We start from the raw sequence: 16,959 nt of genomic DNA, 5'->3' as shown, positions 1-16,959 counted from the left end.
TAGGGTTTATATAGTTTCACAGGAAAAAGTTGTGTGATAATATATGTCTATTAAATATTAATTAATAAGCTTATTAAATATTATGTTATACAAAGATATATTAGCAATGCCAAAGGCTGAACTTCATCTTCATATAGAAGGTACACTAGAGCCTCAGATGATGTTTGAACTAGCACAAAGAAATAGGGTAAGTCTTAAATACAGTTCAATAGATGAAATTAAAAGAGCGTATAACTTTAACAATCTCCAAGATTTTTTAGATTTATACTATCAAGGTATGTCTGTGCTAATAACAGATCAAGACTTTTATGATTTAACATATGCGTATTTAATTAGAGCAAATCAAGATAATGTAACACATACCGAGATATTTATAGACCCTCAAGCTCATTTAGAAAGAGGAATAGCTTTATCAACTGTATTTAGTGGTGTGATTCAAGCTATTAAACAAGCTGAAAAGGATTTTGGTATAAAAGCTAGTATAATAGTATGCTTTTTGCGTCACCTATCTGAAGATCATGCTCTACGCTCTTTTGAAAAAATAATGAATTTTCGTGAGAATTTTATAGGTATAGGCTTGGATAGTAGTGAGCTAGGTAATCCACCATCTAAATTTAAAAGAGTCTTTGAGCAAGCAAAAAAAGAAGGACTATATTTAGTTGCGCATGCTGGTGAAGAGGGGCCTGTTGAGTATATTTGGGAAGCTATAGATATATTAGGTATAGATAGGATAGATCATGGTAATGCAATTTTACATGATGAGACTTTAACACAAAGAATTATAAAAGATGATATCGCTTTGACTATGTGTCCTTTATCAAATAAATCTTTAAAAGTTACAACTGATTTATCTAAACATCCTGCAGCTAAGCTTTTAGAAAAGGGTGTCAAAGTAACTATTAATTCAGATGATCCAGCATACTTTGGTGGTTATGTTAATGAAAACTATAGACAAATAGCACAAGCGTTAAATTTATCTGAAGCTCAAATTATTAAGCTTATAAATAATAGTTTAGAGGCTAAGTTTATTTAGGTTTGAGGTTATGCAATTAAAAATATCAGATGCATTTAAAGAAGATGACTTTTCTTTTAAACGAGAAACTATCGGTGGATTAACAACCTTCTTATCAATGATGTATATAATCATTGTTAATCCAGTAATATTATCTCAAGCTGGGATACCCTTTGCTGGTGCTTTAACGGCTACAGTAGTTGTGTCTTTTATCGGATGTATACTAATGGGAGTATTTTCAAATAATCCTATAGCTATCGCTCCAGGTATGGGTATTAATGCATTTTTTACTTATACAGTAGTTCAACAAATGCATGTAAGTTGGCAAGTTGCATTGGGTGTTGTCTTTTGGTCAGGGATTATTTTTACAATTTTATCAGTAACCAATATTAGAACAAAAATCATCAAAGCTATTCCCAAACAGTTAAGATATGCAGTTGTCGCAGGTATAGGGTTATTGATAGCTTTTTTAGCATTAAAGTCAGCAAATATAGTAGCGCCTGATCCTGTTAATATTATTAAAATGGCTAATTTAAATATCTCATTTGTTTTATTTATACTTGGGTTGTTATTTATAGGGATATTAACTTATTATAACTACTCCTCTTCGCTGATTTTAGGAATTGTTGGTATTACTTTTATTTATTTGCTACTAAGTTTATTTTTTCCAAGCTTAGGGCTTTCTATTAAATTTAGTGGTATTGTTTCTATGCCAGATTTTTCAGTATTTGGCCAGCTTGATTTAGTAAACTCATTATCCATAGCTCTATGGCCTGCGATATTTGCTTTTATATTTACAGTGTTATTTGATAGTTTAGCTGGTGCTATTGGTATTTGTGAGGCTGGAAACCTTTTAGATGAAAAAGGTGAACCTAGAAATTTTAAACAGATATTAACTGTTGAAGGTATATCAGGAATATTATCAGGAATATTTGGTACTAGCTCGGCAATAGGTTATATCGAGTCAATAACTGGAATTAAGGCAGGAACTAAAACAGGGTTTGGGGTTATTGTAACTGGTTTATTATTTTTACCATTTTTATTTTTGTCACCATTATTATCTCTTGTCCCTGCAGTAGCAACAGCTCCAGTGTTATTTATTGTTGGAGTACATATGGTTAGGTTAGTAATAGATATTGACTGGGACAATATACCAGAAGCAGTGCCAGCATTACTGACTATGTTTATAATTCCTCTAACAGGGTCAATAACTCATGGGGTGATATTAGGGCTAATTTTATGGACAGCTTATAAGATTATCATATCAGGTTTAAAAGATATTAGTTACACTTTAATTATATTGAATTTACTTTCTATGGTTTTATTAGTTATAGAGGTATTTTATTAACTTTTAGCTAGTAATTATAAACTTTCTAATAACTCTCTTTCAAAATTATGAGCTAGAGATTTTTGAGACTCTTTTAATGAATTGATAAGTATTGAAAAAGCATATTGATTATTGTCTTTAATAAGGTATCCAGATAATGCTATAGCAGTGGTTTGAGTTCCTGTTTTTGCAAAAACTTTATCTTTAAGTTTGTCGCCTTTGAAGTTCTTTAACGTGCCTGTTTCACCATATATTGGTAGCATATTTTTAAAAAGTTTATAATTTTTATCTAAAGACATTTTATAAAGTAGACTTGTAAGGAAGTTAGGAGTTAAAAGATCATTACCAGACATTCCAGCTCCGTCCTCCAACTGTATGCTATCTGTGTTTAATTTAAGTTTGTTTTGTAATATTTCAAATACAGCATTTTTTCCAGATACGATGCTACCAACATTATTATAATAGTAGCCAATAGTTCTTAATATCGTTTGAGCATATAAGTTGTCTGAAACGACTAGCATATGCTTTAATAATATATCTAATTTGGCAGAATTATGTTCAGCTAATAAAGTAGTGTTATTAGGAAGTTTTGAGGTAATTCTTATATTATTGATCGTAGTGATGTTTAGCTTCGATAGTTCTCTTAATATGGCTTTTTGCATCACTGATTTTGGATGTTGAATAGCAAAGTTAAAAGTATAGTTATTTTTAGGTAAACAGCCTGAAAGAGTTAAAGTTTCATAATAGTTATAGCCATTAAATTGGCATGTTTTTAGCTGTTGTTTAGTAGCAATAAAGAGATTATTTTTAAATTGTAATGGTTCGCCAGATATTTGTTCAGTATTAAAGCCTTGCTTAATAGGAGTTAATTTTAATATTACAGAATTTTCATTAAGATTATATATAGAACTTGGGGCTCCGTAAGCAAAGATTGCACTAGATTGACTTTCATTTATAGAAGTATTGCGACCAGTGAAAAACTTATTAACAAAATAGACTTGGTTAATCTTATTTATTTCAGAAGTCTTTAATGAGCTTAATAGATTTTGTAAGTCTTTAGTAGTAAAACTAGGATCTCCAGAAAAAACTATATATAGATTATTTAGAGTATGATTTTGAGATTTATCATAATAAAGTTTAGTTTTATATTTAAAATTCTTCCCTAGGTATAGTAAAGCAGTAGCTCCGGTTACAAGTTTAGTATTACTTGCGGGGATAAAGTTTTTATCAGCATTTTTAGAATATATAGTTTTACCATTATTTAAGTTTATAATTTTAACACCAATTAGAGCAGAGTTAAGCTGGTTGGTTTTTACTGCTTTATCAAAGGATTTATCAATCTCTGTAGAATTTAAAGAGTATGATGTTGATGAGAGAAGTATTGTAAAAGTTATTAGAATTTTTAATAGATTATTGAAAGTCATTTAGGAGTATAAATTTAGTCTGTAGAAACTTTATTATAGCCAAGATTCCAACATATTCCTAAAAGAGCTATAGCAATAACACATGCACTTAATAAGAATACAAATACCGCATTCCAACCTAAGAATGTAGCAATAAAGCCAATTACAGCTTGAGCACCAACAGTGCCTAGGAAATAACCGAATAATCCTGTAAATCCAGCAGCTGTTCCTCCTGCTTTTTTAGGTACAAGATCTAGAGCAAGTATTCCAATTAAGGCAACAGGACCATATATTAATATTCCCATTGCAGATAATGATGCCCAAAGAATTACAGGAGTGTTGCTATACCAATATACAAGTAATGCACAAATAAATAAAAACATACAGATTACACTCATTGGAGCTCTACGACTACCAAAGAACCTATCTGTCAACCAGCCAATGATTATAGTTCCTGGAATTGCAGGTAGCTCAAACATAGCATAAGCAATAAGACCATCTGATGTTGATAAGTGTTTTACGTGAACTAGATAGTAAGGAGCCCAGCTTCCAAGACCGTATCTTGCACAGTATACAAAAGCATTTGCAGTTGCAATCAACCAAACCCATTTATTATTTAATACATATTTAAAGAATATTTCTTTAGCTGAAAATTCTTTTTCATGATGAGCTTCTGCTGTGGTGTAACCCTTGTATACTTCAATAGCAGGTAAACCTAGAGATTGTGGAGTATCTGCACCAAAGATTAATACTAAAATTCCTACTGCTATACATAAAGCACCTGCAACATAAAAAAGTCCATGCCAGTTGCCACTAAATAAAAATAATCCAATAGGAACAACAACAATTGCTAAACATCCAGCTCCTACATTATGAGCAGTATTCCAGATTCCCATTTTAGTACCGCGCTCGTTAGCACAAAACCAGTGAGTCATAATACGTGCACATGCAGGCCACCCCATACCTTGAGCCCAACCATTTAGGAACATCGCTATGAACATAACAAGAACACCCAGAGAAAGTAAGCTAGGTAATAGTAGGTTAATAAAACCTGTTACAAATAATCCTATAGCTAAAAATACTTTGGCATTACTTCTATCAGAAATATTGCCCATAAGAAACTTACTGACACCATATGCAATACCTAAGCCAGCACCTATTAGTCCTAGTTCATCAGGAGATAGCGTTGTGATATATTGTTTAGATACATCAAAACTACTTCTACCAAAGTAGTAGGTGAAATAACCTATATAGGCAACTAGAAACATTCTCAGTCGCCAGTGAGGGTATAATTTTTGTATTTGCTCCTTAGCTAATAAAGGCAGCGCTTTTGCAGGTTTTAAAAAATTCATAAAGTTATCTATATCTTTGGTTTATTTCATTATTACGTAGCAATTAGTTTAGTTTAAGAATTTTTATTCCTCAATAAAAATTTACTTAGATGATAAAAATTATAAACTAATACTTTTTATATTGTTTTTGGAAAAGGCATATTTGGATAAGCCGGCGGTAGATCAAGACCTTTTGCAGCTTCAACACCCCTTAAAATATCAGGTCTATCAGTAATCATGCCATCAACTCGCCAATCTATAAGCTTACTTGCAACATTATAATCAAAGTCAGTTCCTTCGTCTTCAGTCCAGCTCCATGTTACAACTTTTATACCAAGTTTATGAGCCTCATTAAGGTCTGCTTTCGTTAAGTCTTTTTCATAAGGTTCCCAGAATGTGCCACCTAACTTTTTAACCATTTTGGGATAGTCGTAATTAAAGTCTTTGGGATTAAGAGGGGCTGTCCATTTTTGGTAATTTTTCATTGTTCTTGCTTGTTTAGCATCCATAGGTTCAGTTGTATGGTCAGTTAGATAAGCTGTTTGAACTTTAGGATTTAGTTTTTGAAGATCTACCAATGCTTGCCATTCAAAAGCTTGTACTTCAACACTACTGGAAATACGGCTTTTTACCAAGACTTTATTCAAAGCTTCAGCCATCTCTTGAGCTGACCAGCTTATCTTGGGATTATAAGGATCTGTTTTTATTTCTATTTGTAAACGAACACGGCTACCAACGTTTGATTTAACATAGTCTATTACTTGCTGTAGTGTGGGTATATGTACATCTGGCATCCCTACATGGTTTGGGTACATCTTTGCAGTTGGCGAGTTTGGTTTTATATAGCCAACAGTGTATTGCTTTAGTTGAGCTAGAGTTAGATCTTTAATTGGAATTGCTTTTTTGATCCAGTTGCCATTTTTATCTTTAGTTAAATCAGGATTTAGAGTTAAGTCATGAGTTACAACAAGGACTTTATCTTTAGTCATATTAATATCTGTATCAATTACATCAACACCAACACGCATAGCATCAGTATATGCTGGAAGAGTATCTTCAGGAGCTAGTGGACGTAATCCCCTATGCGCATAAATATTTACAACATCAGCAATAGCAAAATTTATACAGCAAACTAGGGCAGCTGTAGCAATTATTTTTTTAAGCATTAATTTAAGATCCTCATTTTTTAATTTCCAAATAATTACTTAATTTGCTAGAAATAGCAATAGCTATGATTTAAATTTCATTTTGAAATTCAATTAATTTATAATTCAATAATATTCTCTTAATAAAAATTAAAATGTCTGATAAAAGAAAAGTTATAATAATAGCTTTACTATTAATAATATGTGCTTTAGGAATAGTGTATTATTTTTTGAGATCTGAAAATAAAATAATACCTGGATATGTAAGTACAGATATTAGATATATATCATCAGATGAGAGTGGTAAACTTTTAGAATTAAAAGTTAAAGAAGGTCAAAATATTAAAAAAGGTCAGCAATTATTTGTATTAGACTCATCAAAAAATCAAACTCTTTTAAAATCAAATAAATTTTTACATCAAGCATCTGAGGCGATATCAGATAATTTATCAAAAGGTAAAAGACAACCTTATTTGGATAAGACTAAATTTGATATAAAAACAGCAAAGGCAAATTTAGAGGTTGCAAAAGAAGAATATGTTCGTCAAAAAGCTTTGTTAAAGGATGATAGTACCTCTAAGAAACAATTTGAACAAGCTAAAGGAAAACTTGTTGAAGCAATAAACCAAGTAAGAAATCTTGAAATAACGCAAGTTATGAATAAAATGCCAGCACGAGAAGATTTAGTTGCAGCAGCTAATTATATGTCAATGTTTGTTAATAGTAATTCAAATTACTTACAACAAAAGATAGATTCTGCAGATGTAAAAGCTTCCCAAAATGGCTATGTTTATCAAATTCTCTATAGAGTTGGTGAAGAGGTTAGAGCATATAACCCTGTTATAACAGTTATCAATCCTCAAGATGTATATGTGGTTTTTTATGTATCAAAGCAAGATTTAGCAAAAGTGCATATAAACCAAAAAGTTAGTATTGAAAATACTGATGGTAAAAATATTCAAGCAGAGATAAGTTATATATCAAATAAAGCGGAATATACACCTCCATTACTATATGGTATAAACTCGGATTCGGAAATATCTTTTGAAGTTAAAGCTAGAGTTCAATATTCACCCAAAAGCTCATTAATCCATATAGGTGAACCTGTGAAGGTAGAGTTACAATGAACCAAAGCTTAGAAGATAACTTTATTATTGATGTAAAAAAACTAACTAAAGTTTATGGTGAAAAGACTGTTGTAGATAATATATCTTTACAAGTAAGAGAGGGTGACATTTATGGTTTTTTAGGGCCTAATGGCTCAGGTAAAACTACATCGATAAGAATGGTTTGTGGTTTGCTGCCAATAACAAAAGGAGAGGGAACTTGTCTTGGTTATGATATTGGTACACATGCTAGTGTTATCAAGCAGCAAGTTGGTTATATGACACAGAAGTTTACGTTATATCCAGATCTAACAGTCAAAGAAAATCTTAAAATTTTTGCTAGATTGCATAGTTTAAAAAATATAAAAGAAGCTGTAGATAAAACTATAGAGAATCTTCAAATGGGTAAAGCAAGAGCAAATCAAAAGGCTTATGAGCTTTCAGGTGGTTGGAGGCAAAGACTAGCTCTTGGGGTGGCAACAATTCATGATCCTAAACTTTTATTGCTAGATGAGCCAACTGCTGGAGTAGACCCTAAGGCAAGAAGAGAGTTTTGGGATTATATCTCAACTTTATCTAGTAAAGGCATAACTACATTGGTTTCCACTCACTATATGGATGAGGCAGAAAGGTGTAATAAACTATCCTATATTGCTTATGGTAAATTACTATCTAGTGGTACACAAAAAGATATAATAGATAGCTGTGGTATTAAAACATATAACATTTCGGGTAAAAATGTCTATAGAGTTGTTTTAGAATTGCAGGATAATGAAAAAATTGAACAAGTTTCTATGTTTGGAAGTAGTGTGCATTTAAGTGTTAAAAATAATGTAGATGTAAAAGATATACAAAAAGAATATAGTGAGTTTGAATGGCATAAGATAGATACATCTTTAGAAGATGCTTTTATATTTTTAATGAAAAGCCAACAGGATAACTTTGCATGAAACATTTTGATATTAATAGGTATTATGCAATTTTCTTGAAAGAAGTTATTCATATGCTTAGAGATAAGGTGACTATTGGACTTGTCATAGGTATCCCTTTGATTCAAGTAATACTTTTTGGCTTTGCTATTAATATGAATCCTAAGCATTTAAATACAGCTCTTGTTAATAATGATAGAACACTACAAACAAACTATCTTATAGAGAAGATCAACAATACAAAATACTTTGATATTAAGTATCAAAACCTTTCACGGAGTCAAGCCATGACTCTAATGCAAAAAGGGAAGGTTCAATTTATAATTGATATTCCTCCAAACTTTACAAAAGAGGTTTATCGAGGACAATCACCAGATATTCTAATAATAGCTGATGGAGCAAACTCTGGTACAGGGGCGGCGCTCGATGCAATAAATAAAGTTAAATCCATATATAGTCAATATTTTTCAAATAAATCTCAAGTTCAGCAAAAGCAGCCATTTAATTTTGTAATTCACAATAAATATAACCCAGAGAATAAGACGCAAAATAATATTGTTCCAGCCTTAGCAGGAGTCATCTTAACAATGACTATGGTTATGGTCACATCTTTGACTATTACTAGAGAGAAAGAGTATGGTACGATGGAGTCTTTACTTGCAACACCTGTAACTTCTCTAGAAATTATATTTGGTAAAATAACTCCATATATAGTTGTGGGTTATATCCAACTGCTACTAATTATATTTTTTGCTAAAGTAATATTTAGCATAACTATTGTCGGTAGTATTTTGTTATTACTTATAGCTACGTTTCCTTTTATTATAGCGAATCTTTTGGTTGGGATAACCTTCTCAACAGTTGCTGATACACAGTTACAAGCAATGCAGATGACATTTTTCTTTTTCTTACCATCGATATTATTATCAGGGTTTATGTTTCCTTTTGAAGGGATGCCTGAGTGGGCTCAAGTCATAGGTAATATCTTACCGCTTACTCATTATTTAAATATAGTTCGAGGGATTTTATTAAAAGGGGCGGGCTTTCTTGATATTTTAAATAGTATATATCCTCTTTTAATATTTATGGTTGTCGTAGCAATTATTTGTCTAAAAAAATATAAAAATACAATTTAATTCATTTAAGTAAAATTTTGTTCTACTTAAATAACAACTACTTTTATGGTATCTTTATAGCCCTAAACTTTAACTAAATAATAAAAATATAGGAAGTAAATTGTTAGATTATAAAAATACCTTTATCGGTAGGAATATAAAAAGTGATGTGCTATCTGGTATCGTAGTAGCAGTTGCTCTAGTACCTGAGGCGATAGGTTTTTCTTTGTTAGCTGGTGTTTCACCAACTGTTGGTTTATATACAGCGTTTATACTTGGTTTGATTACGGCTTTAGTGGGTGGTAAACCTGGTATGATCTCTGGAGCTACTGGTTCAGTTGCAGTTGTTCTAATTGCTCTAGGAATACATATACATGAAATTATTCCAGCGGATATTTTGCATAGTATGACCAAAGAACAAACAAGTATGTATATTTTGCAATATATATTATTATGTACGATTATGGCTGGAGTATGGCAGATTTTAATTGGTTTATTTAAACTTGGTAAGTTTATTCGGTTAGTTCCTCAGCCAGCAATGTATGGTTTTGTAAATGGACTAGCGATTGTGATTGCAATGGCACAGCTTAGATTTTTCCATGATGCAAATATATGGATGTATATTTTAGTTGTTATTACGATGGCAATTGTATATTTTGTACCTAAAGTTACAGATAAAGTTCCATCAGGGCTTGTGGCTATTATATTTGTAACAATAGCTGCGATAGCATTTAAATTACCAGTTGAGAATATTGGCCAATATCAAGATATTTCTGGAAGCTTCCCAACCTTTGCTATTCCTGATTTTCATTTAACATGGGCATCTTTCTGGATTGTATTGCCTTATTCTGTGTTGGTTGCATTAGTAGGTCTTATAGAATCATTACTTACATTATCAGTTTTAGATGAAATGGATGGTAAAAGAGGTAGTGGAAACCAAGAGTGTGTAGCTCAAGGTGTTGGTAATATTACTTGTGGATTCTTTGGCGGTATGGCTGGTTGTGTAATGATTGGTCAATCTATAATTAACTTTACAAATGGTGGTAGAGGGCGTTTATCATCATTAACTGCTGCAGTTTTGCTGATTAGTTTTGTAGTTGTGTTATCGCATTGGATATCATTGATACCATTGGCTGTATTAGTGGGTATTATGTTTATGGTTTGTGTTAATACTTTTGCTTGGGAAAGTACTAATAGACTTCGTTTTATGCCTAACTCAGACAAATTTGTTTTAATTATCGTAACTGTTATTACTGTTTATGCTGACTTAGCTGTAGCTGTGATTTCTGGTGTGATCGTATCAGCGTTAGTATTTGCGTGGAAAAATTCTCAAGTAAGAAGTAGAACACACCGTGAAGAAGATGGTACAAAAGTATATGAGTTTTTTGGTCCACTATTTTTTGGTTCAACAACATCTTTTATGAGCCTATTTGATATACAGCATGATCCTGATAATATTGTCTTAGATTTTGCTAATTCTAGAGTTATGGATGTCTCAGGTACAGAGGCAATAGATACTATAACTAAGAAGTATCTAGACTTAGGCAAAAAAGTTACCTTACGACACTTAAGTGAAGATTGTCGTGATATATTGAAAAATGCAGGACCATACTGTGTTTTTGAAGAGGTAGATCCAACATATAAAGTAGCGAGGAATACATAGAATGGAAAAGACAAAAGTTAATACTACAAATGCTCCTCAGGCAATAGGTTCATATGAACAAGCTATAAAAGTAGGTGGTTTCGTTTATACTTCTGGTCAGATTGGCCTAAGACCAGATGGTACTATGTCAGGTGAGTGCATAAAAGAACAAACAACTCAGGTTATGCAAAACTTAAAGGCTGTATTAGAAGCAGCAGGATCAAGTCTAGATAAGGTTATTAAAGCAACTATCTTTATCAAAGATATGGCAGAGTTTAAAACTATTGATGAGATCTATGGTTCTTTCTTTGATGGTAACTTCCCAGCTCGTTCATGTGTTGAAGTTGCTAGACTGCCAAAAGATGTGCGTGTTGAAATAGAAGCTATTGCTATAGCTGATTAATCATATAAATCACTAAATTTTTCTAAACTTAATTTTCCTTAATATTTTAAAGTCTTAAAAACCATTTCAAATTTTGTTTATAATTTAGATATTTAGTTTTTTAATAAGTTCAAAATGAAAAAAATATAGATAAAGCTATACAAATTCTTATAAGTAAAAAAAATGCTAAACATATTTTAGTTCTTAATCTTCCAGATTTTAGTAAAGCTCCTAGATATTTTAATGCTTCTAATAGTAAGCGCACTGAAATATATAACAAAGTTGTTGAAACAAATACTAATATTGAAAAAGTTGTTTCTAAATATAAACAACAATGTATAGATATTAAGATTATAGATTTTTATAGTTTATTAAATAAATTAATAGAAACCAAAAAATATATAAGTGATAAACCATGTTTAGATATTCAGCTAAAAACTGATAAATTAGATTATTTACTTGATTATGATAAAACGGCTAATTGCCATAAGAATATCGATAAATATATTTTCTTTGATAACTTACACCCTACAAATAGCGTTCATAAAAAAATAGCCTTTTTAGCTAGTCGAAACTTCTAGTGAATTTATCTATAATAAATTAGATTTACTGCTTCATCAAAAATGATATAAAAAAAGAAATTTCGTTTTTTGTATTCGGTAGTAAAATTAGAAAAATAAGTGGTGGGTTGTACAGGATTCGAACCTGTGACCAATTGGTTAAAAGCCAACTGCTCTACCGACTGAGCTAACAACCCGAGGAATGTTGATTATTATACTTATCCTATTTTCTGTGTCAACACTTTTTGCTGTTTTTTTCGATTTAATTCTAAAATTTCTATAGGATGCTTAATTGTGTGTCCTTCGATACGCTTAACCTGGCATCTACAAGAGAATCCTGTTGCTATAGAATTTCTAATTCCAGACTGTTTTATTTTATCTTTCCAGCTTAAATTATAGATCTGTTTTGAGTCATCCACATGTTTAGATTCATGACCAAAGCTACCTGACATACCACAGCAACCAACATTGGCAATTTTTGTATTTATACCGAAGTGAGTGAAGATTTTTTGCCAATCAGTTGTAGTAGCCGTAGATAGGGATTTTTCTGTACAGTGATTAAATAGATTAAACTGATTATCTATCATATTGTTCATTTGTGGCAAGTCTTCTAGTTTTGTAACTAGCCACTCTTGAAGCATTTTTACTTTAAATCTTACTTGATCGCCACAAACCTTACGATATTCATCGCGATAGACTAAAGTCATAGCTGGATCAATACCGATCATCTCAACTTTAGTTCTAGATATTTCATTATAAAGCTTAGTTGCTTTTAAGGCTTGTTTCTTAAAATATCTTAAGAAACCTTTAACATGAGAAGGTTTACCATTTATTTTAAAAGGAGCAAAATAAACTCTAAACCCTAAGGCTGTTAAAAAATCATATAAAGTCAGCACTATATGGGTATCATATAGTGATGTGAAAATATCTTGGACTATACAGACAGTTTTTTTCCTTTGTTCAATTGACAAGTTATCAAGTTCTTGAATACTAAACTCAGGAGCATTTCTTTGCTTTAGCTCAGATCTTAAATTTAAGGAACTTATTAAGGGAGTATCAGCAAACCCAATAGTGTTTGCTAAGCCAGCTCTAACAAACTGTATATTAAATATATCATTGAAGATTTTTGGCATATATAAATTTATCTTCAAGATAGATTCACTATGCTTAACAAAGTAATCTAAGGCTGGTCTTTTATATCTAGAGTGATAATTTGCTAAAAACTGTGATTTCATAGTAGGGATATCAACTTTGATAGGGCAGCCTGTGATGCAGGCTTTACAACCTAAGCATTTATCTAAAGAATCATAAACTTGGTGTGAGAAGTCATTAAGAGTATCTTCAGCTCTTTCATAACCAAAGCTATCTTCTTTATCGATAGTAGAATAACCTTTTGCAGCTAACTGGTTTAGCCATTCACGCAAAACTGCAGATCTTCCTTTAGGTGAATATAACCAGTTCCTACTAGCCTTAGCTGAAGGGCAGATAACCGTGTCTAAATTATAATTTAAACATTGAGAGTTACCATTACAATTATATGCACCAGAGAATTGTTGACGCATCTCTTTTGGAACTTGTTCATCTAAATACCCTCTAAAAGGACCATCAACTTTTACTAACTGATCTTTACTACCGTTAGGTACAGTTATCTTACCTGGGTTAAGTTGATTATGCGGATCAAAAGCTTTTTTAATGTGGCCTAAAGATTCATAAAGCTCTTCACCAAAATAATCTTTTAGATGCTCACTTCTATGGCCATGGCCATGCTCAGCACACAAGACACCACCGTATTTTCTAACAAGCTCGCTAACTTTTTCTGTTATTTTTGCTACTTTTTTATAGTCTTCTGGTGAACTCATATCTAGAGCAGGGCGGACATGAAGACAACCAACATCGACATGACCAAACATGCCGTATTTAACACCATAAGAATCTAATAGTTTTGTTAGTTCAGCTATATAATCTGCTAGTTTTTCAGGGGCAACAGCTGTATCTTCTATAAATGGAATTGGTTTACGATCGCCTTTCATTGCACCAAGTAGTCCAACACCTTTTTTGCGGAGTTCCCATAGGCTATCCATTTCTGTAGGGCTTTCTGTTAGATGAAAGACGGCTTGTTTCTCGAGTAGGGTTCTTTCTAGTTTTGCTGTTTTAGTATCTAGTTCATGTTGAGAATCAGCAATAAACTCTACAAGGTTTACCGCAGCAATATTTATAGAAGTACTTTTCTCAAGCATGTGTTTTATTTTATGATAAATCTCATCATCTTTGGCTATTTCAATGATATTGTTATCAATAGTCTCTATGGCAGATGGATTTGAAGATAGTAAATCTCTAGCAGCTTTTAGAGCTTTATTAAAACTATCATATGAGATACTAAATAGGGCTTTATATTTTGGTTTTTTGGTAAGTTTGAGAGTCATTTCTGTAACAAAGGCAAGAGTTCCTTCTGAGCCAGAAACTAAATAGCTAAGATTAATAGCATTATCATCTTTATCATAAGTTTTCGCTAAATTATAACCTGTTAAAAATCTACTTAACTTAGGTGATTTTTCTTCAATTAGGCTATATTTATCTATGATTTGTTCAACAACCGTTGTATAGATATTTTTTTCAACTTCATTTAGGTTATCTTCTTCTAGCTCATTTAGCTTTATTTTTTTTGTCGTAAGCTTTTGTCCATTTACTAATGTACATCCTAACTCTAAAACATGTTGGCTAGTGCGACCATATATTCTTGAACCCTTACCACAAGCATCGGTATTTACCATGCCGCCTAATGTTGCTCTATTACTAGGTGATAAATTAGGTGCAAAAAAGTACTCCGTATCTACCAGTGCATCATTTAATTGATCTAGGACAACACCAGGCTCTACTCTGACAAATTCTTTTTCAATATTTATTTCTAAGATTTCATTCATATAACGGCTTGAGTCTATTATAACTCCAGCACATAACGAGTGTCCTGATGTACCTGTTCCTCCGCCACGAGGTGAGAATTTTATTTCTTGATACTCTTTTTTACTTGCTAAAGCAAAAACTCTATTAACATCCCATTTGTTTTTTGGGAAAACTACTAGCTCAGGAACAATAAAATACACACTGTTGTCCATAGAGGTTGATATTCTTGAAGCATAATCAGAGTGAATGTCACCCTCAAACTTCATTTTTCTTAGCTCTTCAGAAAAAGTGTCTATTAAAACATTTAGAGTACATACTTGATCAAGAGTTGGTAGTTTATTTTCTTTTGTAGATTCTTTCATAGAGATTGATATAAATAATAAAGCTATCAAAGATTATATAAGAAAATTTCAACTACATAAATAACAAAGTTAAAACAGAAGATTGTAAAAAAGTCAGTAATTTGAATTTGTAGCACTATTTAGTTATTATAAAACGATAATAAAATTGTAAAAAACAAATAAGGAATATAAAACTTTTGTTATGATTGAACGAATTTTTCGTACTTTAAAAAACTCTTTTGGTAATATCATCGAATGGTATGATTTCTCTTTATATGGATATTTTGCAACAATAATTGCGGCTCAATTTTTCCCAAAAACTAATGCTTGGGTTGCTTTAATAGCAACTTTTGGTGCATTTGCTGCAGGATTTGTAGCAAGACCGATTGGTTCAATAATTTTTGGTAGGCTTGGTGATAAATTAGGTCGTCATTATGCGATGAATATTGCTATTGTCTTTATGGCAATACCAACAATTATCATGGCTTTTTTACCAGGCTATAGCAGTATTGGGATTTGGGCTCCAATATTACTAGTTTTAGTTAGAGTTCTTCAGGGATTATCAGCTGGTGGACAATTTGGTAATCTAATGACCCTAACAGCTGAGCAACAAGCTTATACAGGCTTTAACTTAGCAGTCGCATATTCAACAGCAGTTGTTGGTTTTTTACTAGCATCTGGTATTAGTTATTTAACCTTAAATCTTCTACCTGAGTCATTACAATATTATGCATGGCGTATTCCATTTGCTTTAGGTTTCTTCCTACTGCTGTTTCACTTTTTTATAAAAGAAGATGAGAAGGTTGAAAATACTGAAAATAACTTTAAAGTTGAACCTGTTCGAGATCTGCTTAAGCATTATCCATGGCGTTTAACATTAATTATATGCTTATCAACTACAGCTATGGTGCTTTACTATCTAGATATAACATACATGGTAACATACATGGAAACAGAGCTTAATCTCAGTCTTTCCACAGCATTAGCAATAAATACTGTGAGTATAGCTATTATGTGTGTTGTTATGCCTTTAGCGGGATACTTATCTGATATCTTAGGGCGTAAGAAAACACATATTGCTGGTTATGTGATATTGTTAGTCCTGAGTGTGCCAATGGTTATGTTAATGCAGCTTAAGAGTATTGCGTTAGTGACCGCTATGGTTATCGCAATGGCTGCTTTGACATCGATAATTCAGGGTGTATCAACTCCTTATTATACAGAGATCTTCCCACCTAGAGTTCGTGCAACAGGTTGCTCTATTGGTTTTGGATTTGGCGCATCTCTATCTGGATTTGCTCCAATGATAGCAACGATTATTATGGGCTGGTTATCTCCAACAGCAGGCTTGTGTATACTTCTTTTAGCTGTAGGTGTGATTGGTTTGATTATTGCTATTATTATTCCTAATCAGCAAGTCGAAGTTCGAAGGTTAAACAGTATAGAAGAAGTGCTAGCAGGTTAAAAACTTAGCTACTATCATAAATGTATAAAACAACAACAGATTAATGATCTGTCATCACATAATAAAATGTAATTCTCTAATTTTATTAATTATCTTTCGTTTGATGGATCCTCAATGAGGTAATTATTATACTATTGTAAACTAAACATATATCGAACTTGATTCAGTATTATCTAATAGTATATATTTTAGTCACTAGAAACTCGTATCTTTTGAATTTTTCGTAGCTTTACTATGGTATCTTCTTGAAAAAGTATTATGGAAGTTAGAAAATAGTTAAAACTTTGATATCAACGCAGA

Annotated in this window: 13 protein-coding genes and 1 tRNA gene; 9 read left to right on the top strand and 5 right to left on the bottom strand. The window is 31.9% G+C overall.

The window, feature by feature from the left end; translation table 11 throughout:
• The first annotated feature begins 82 nt into the window (after positions 1-82).
• The gene (locus tag F7310_RS07190; protein ID WP_072712835.1) at positions 83-1,033 is read left to right on the top strand and encodes an adenosine deaminase; all 951 of its coding nucleotides are present in this window, start codon (positions 83-85) and stop codon (positions 1,031-1,033) included.
• Between the two features lie 10 nt (positions 1,034-1,043).
• The gene (locus tag F7310_RS07185; RefSeq protein ID WP_072712833.1) at positions 1,044-2,360 is read left to right on the top strand and encodes an NCS2 family permease; all 1,317 of its coding nucleotides are present in this window, start codon (positions 1,044-1,046) and stop codon (positions 2,358-2,360) included.
• A gap of 14 nt (positions 2,361-2,374) precedes the next feature.
• On the opposite strand, the gene dacB is transcribed toward F7310_RS07185, so the two are convergent.
• The 3 genes from dacB to F7310_RS07170 all read right to left on the bottom strand — a co-directional run bounded on the left by dacB (position 2,375) and on the right by F7310_RS07170 (position 6,239).
• Positions 2,375-3,763 carry a D-alanyl-D-alanine carboxypeptidase/D-alanyl-D-alanine endopeptidase gene (dacB, locus tag F7310_RS07180; RefSeq protein ID WP_072712831.1) on the bottom strand — a complete coding sequence of 463 codons (1,389 nt, stop codon included), beginning with the start codon at positions 3,761-3,763 and terminating at the stop codon, positions 2,375-2,377.
• A gap of 14 nt (positions 3,764-3,777) precedes the next feature.
• Positions 3,778-5,094 carry an MFS transporter gene (locus F7310_RS07175; RefSeq protein ID WP_072712830.1) on the bottom strand — a complete coding sequence of 439 codons (1,317 nt, stop codon included), beginning with the start codon at positions 5,092-5,094 and terminating at the stop codon, positions 3,778-3,780.
• A gap of 116 nt (positions 5,095-5,210) precedes the next feature.
• Positions 5,211-6,239: a glycerophosphodiester phosphodiesterase gene (locus tag F7310_RS07170; protein WP_072712828.1), complete on the bottom strand. Its 1,029-nt coding sequence runs from the start codon at positions 6,237-6,239 to the stop codon at positions 5,211-5,213.
• 134 nt (positions 6,240-6,373) lie between these two features.
• On the opposite strand from F7310_RS07170, the gene F7310_RS07165 reads away from it, so the two are divergent.
• The 6 genes from F7310_RS07165 to F7310_RS10860 all read left to right on the top strand — a co-directional run bounded on the left by F7310_RS07165 (position 6,374) and on the right by F7310_RS10860 (position 11,973).
• Positions 6,374-7,345 (top strand): HlyD family secretion protein, encoded by a 972-nt coding sequence (locus F7310_RS07165; protein ID WP_072712826.1) that lies wholly within the window; start codon positions 6,374-6,376, stop codon positions 7,343-7,345.
• On the top strand, positions 7,342-8,274 hold the full coding sequence (locus tag F7310_RS07160) for an ABC transporter ATP-binding protein (protein WP_072712824.1): 933 nt from the start codon (positions 7,342-7,344) through the stop codon (positions 8,272-8,274). Before F7310_RS07165 ends, F7310_RS07160 begins: the two co-directional genes overlap by 4 nt.
• Complete coding sequence (locus tag F7310_RS07155; protein WP_072712822.1) at positions 8,271-9,389, top strand: ABC transporter permease; 1,119 nt, start codon at positions 8,271-8,273, stop codon at positions 9,387-9,389. The genes F7310_RS07160 and F7310_RS07155 overlap by 4 nt, the downstream gene beginning before the upstream one ends.
• Before the next feature lie 100 nt (positions 9,390-9,489).
• Positions 9,490-11,031: a SulP family inorganic anion transporter gene (locus tag F7310_RS07150; RefSeq protein WP_072712820.1), complete on the top strand. Its 1,542-nt coding sequence runs from the start codon at positions 9,490-9,492 to the stop codon at positions 11,029-11,031.
• A gap of 1 nt (position 11,032) precedes the next feature.
• A complete protein-coding gene (locus F7310_RS07145) occupies positions 11,033-11,413 on the top strand; it encodes a RidA family protein (protein WP_072712819.1) in 381 nt (126 codons plus the stop codon).
• Positions 11,414-11,538: 125 nt separating this feature from the next.
• Positions 11,539-11,973 carry an SGNH/GDSL hydrolase family protein gene (locus F7310_RS10860; protein ID WP_145951764.1) on the top strand — a complete coding sequence of 145 codons (435 nt, stop codon included), beginning with the start codon at positions 11,539-11,541 and terminating at the stop codon, positions 11,971-11,973.
• 100 nt (positions 11,974-12,073) lie between these two features.
• On the opposite strand, the gene F7310_RS07135 is transcribed toward F7310_RS10860, so the two are convergent.
• Positions 12,074-12,149: transfer RNA gene (locus tag F7310_RS07135), tRNA-Lys, on the bottom strand.
• A 21-nt stretch (positions 12,150-12,170) separates the two neighbouring features.
• Complete coding sequence (locus tag F7310_RS07130; RefSeq protein WP_072712817.1) at positions 12,171-15,215, bottom strand: FAD-binding and (Fe-S)-binding domain-containing protein; 3,045 nt, start codon at positions 15,213-15,215, stop codon at positions 12,171-12,173.
• A gap of 181 nt (positions 15,216-15,396) precedes the next feature.
• On the opposite strand from F7310_RS07130, the gene F7310_RS07125 reads away from it, so the two are divergent.
• Positions 15,397-16,659: an MFS transporter gene (locus F7310_RS07125; RefSeq protein WP_072712816.1), complete on the top strand. Its 1,263-nt coding sequence runs from the start codon at positions 15,397-15,399 to the stop codon at positions 16,657-16,659.
• The last annotated feature ends 300 nt before the right edge of the window (positions 16,660-16,959 follow it).

The organism is Francisella uliginis (genome assembly GCF_001895265.1).
GTDB classification, from domain to species: Bacteria; Pseudomonadota; Gammaproteobacteria; order Francisellales; family Francisellaceae; genus Francisella; species Francisella uliginis.
The sequence above is the reverse complement of the archived record's forward strand: the minus strand, read 5'-3'. Positions and strand labels throughout refer to the sequence as shown.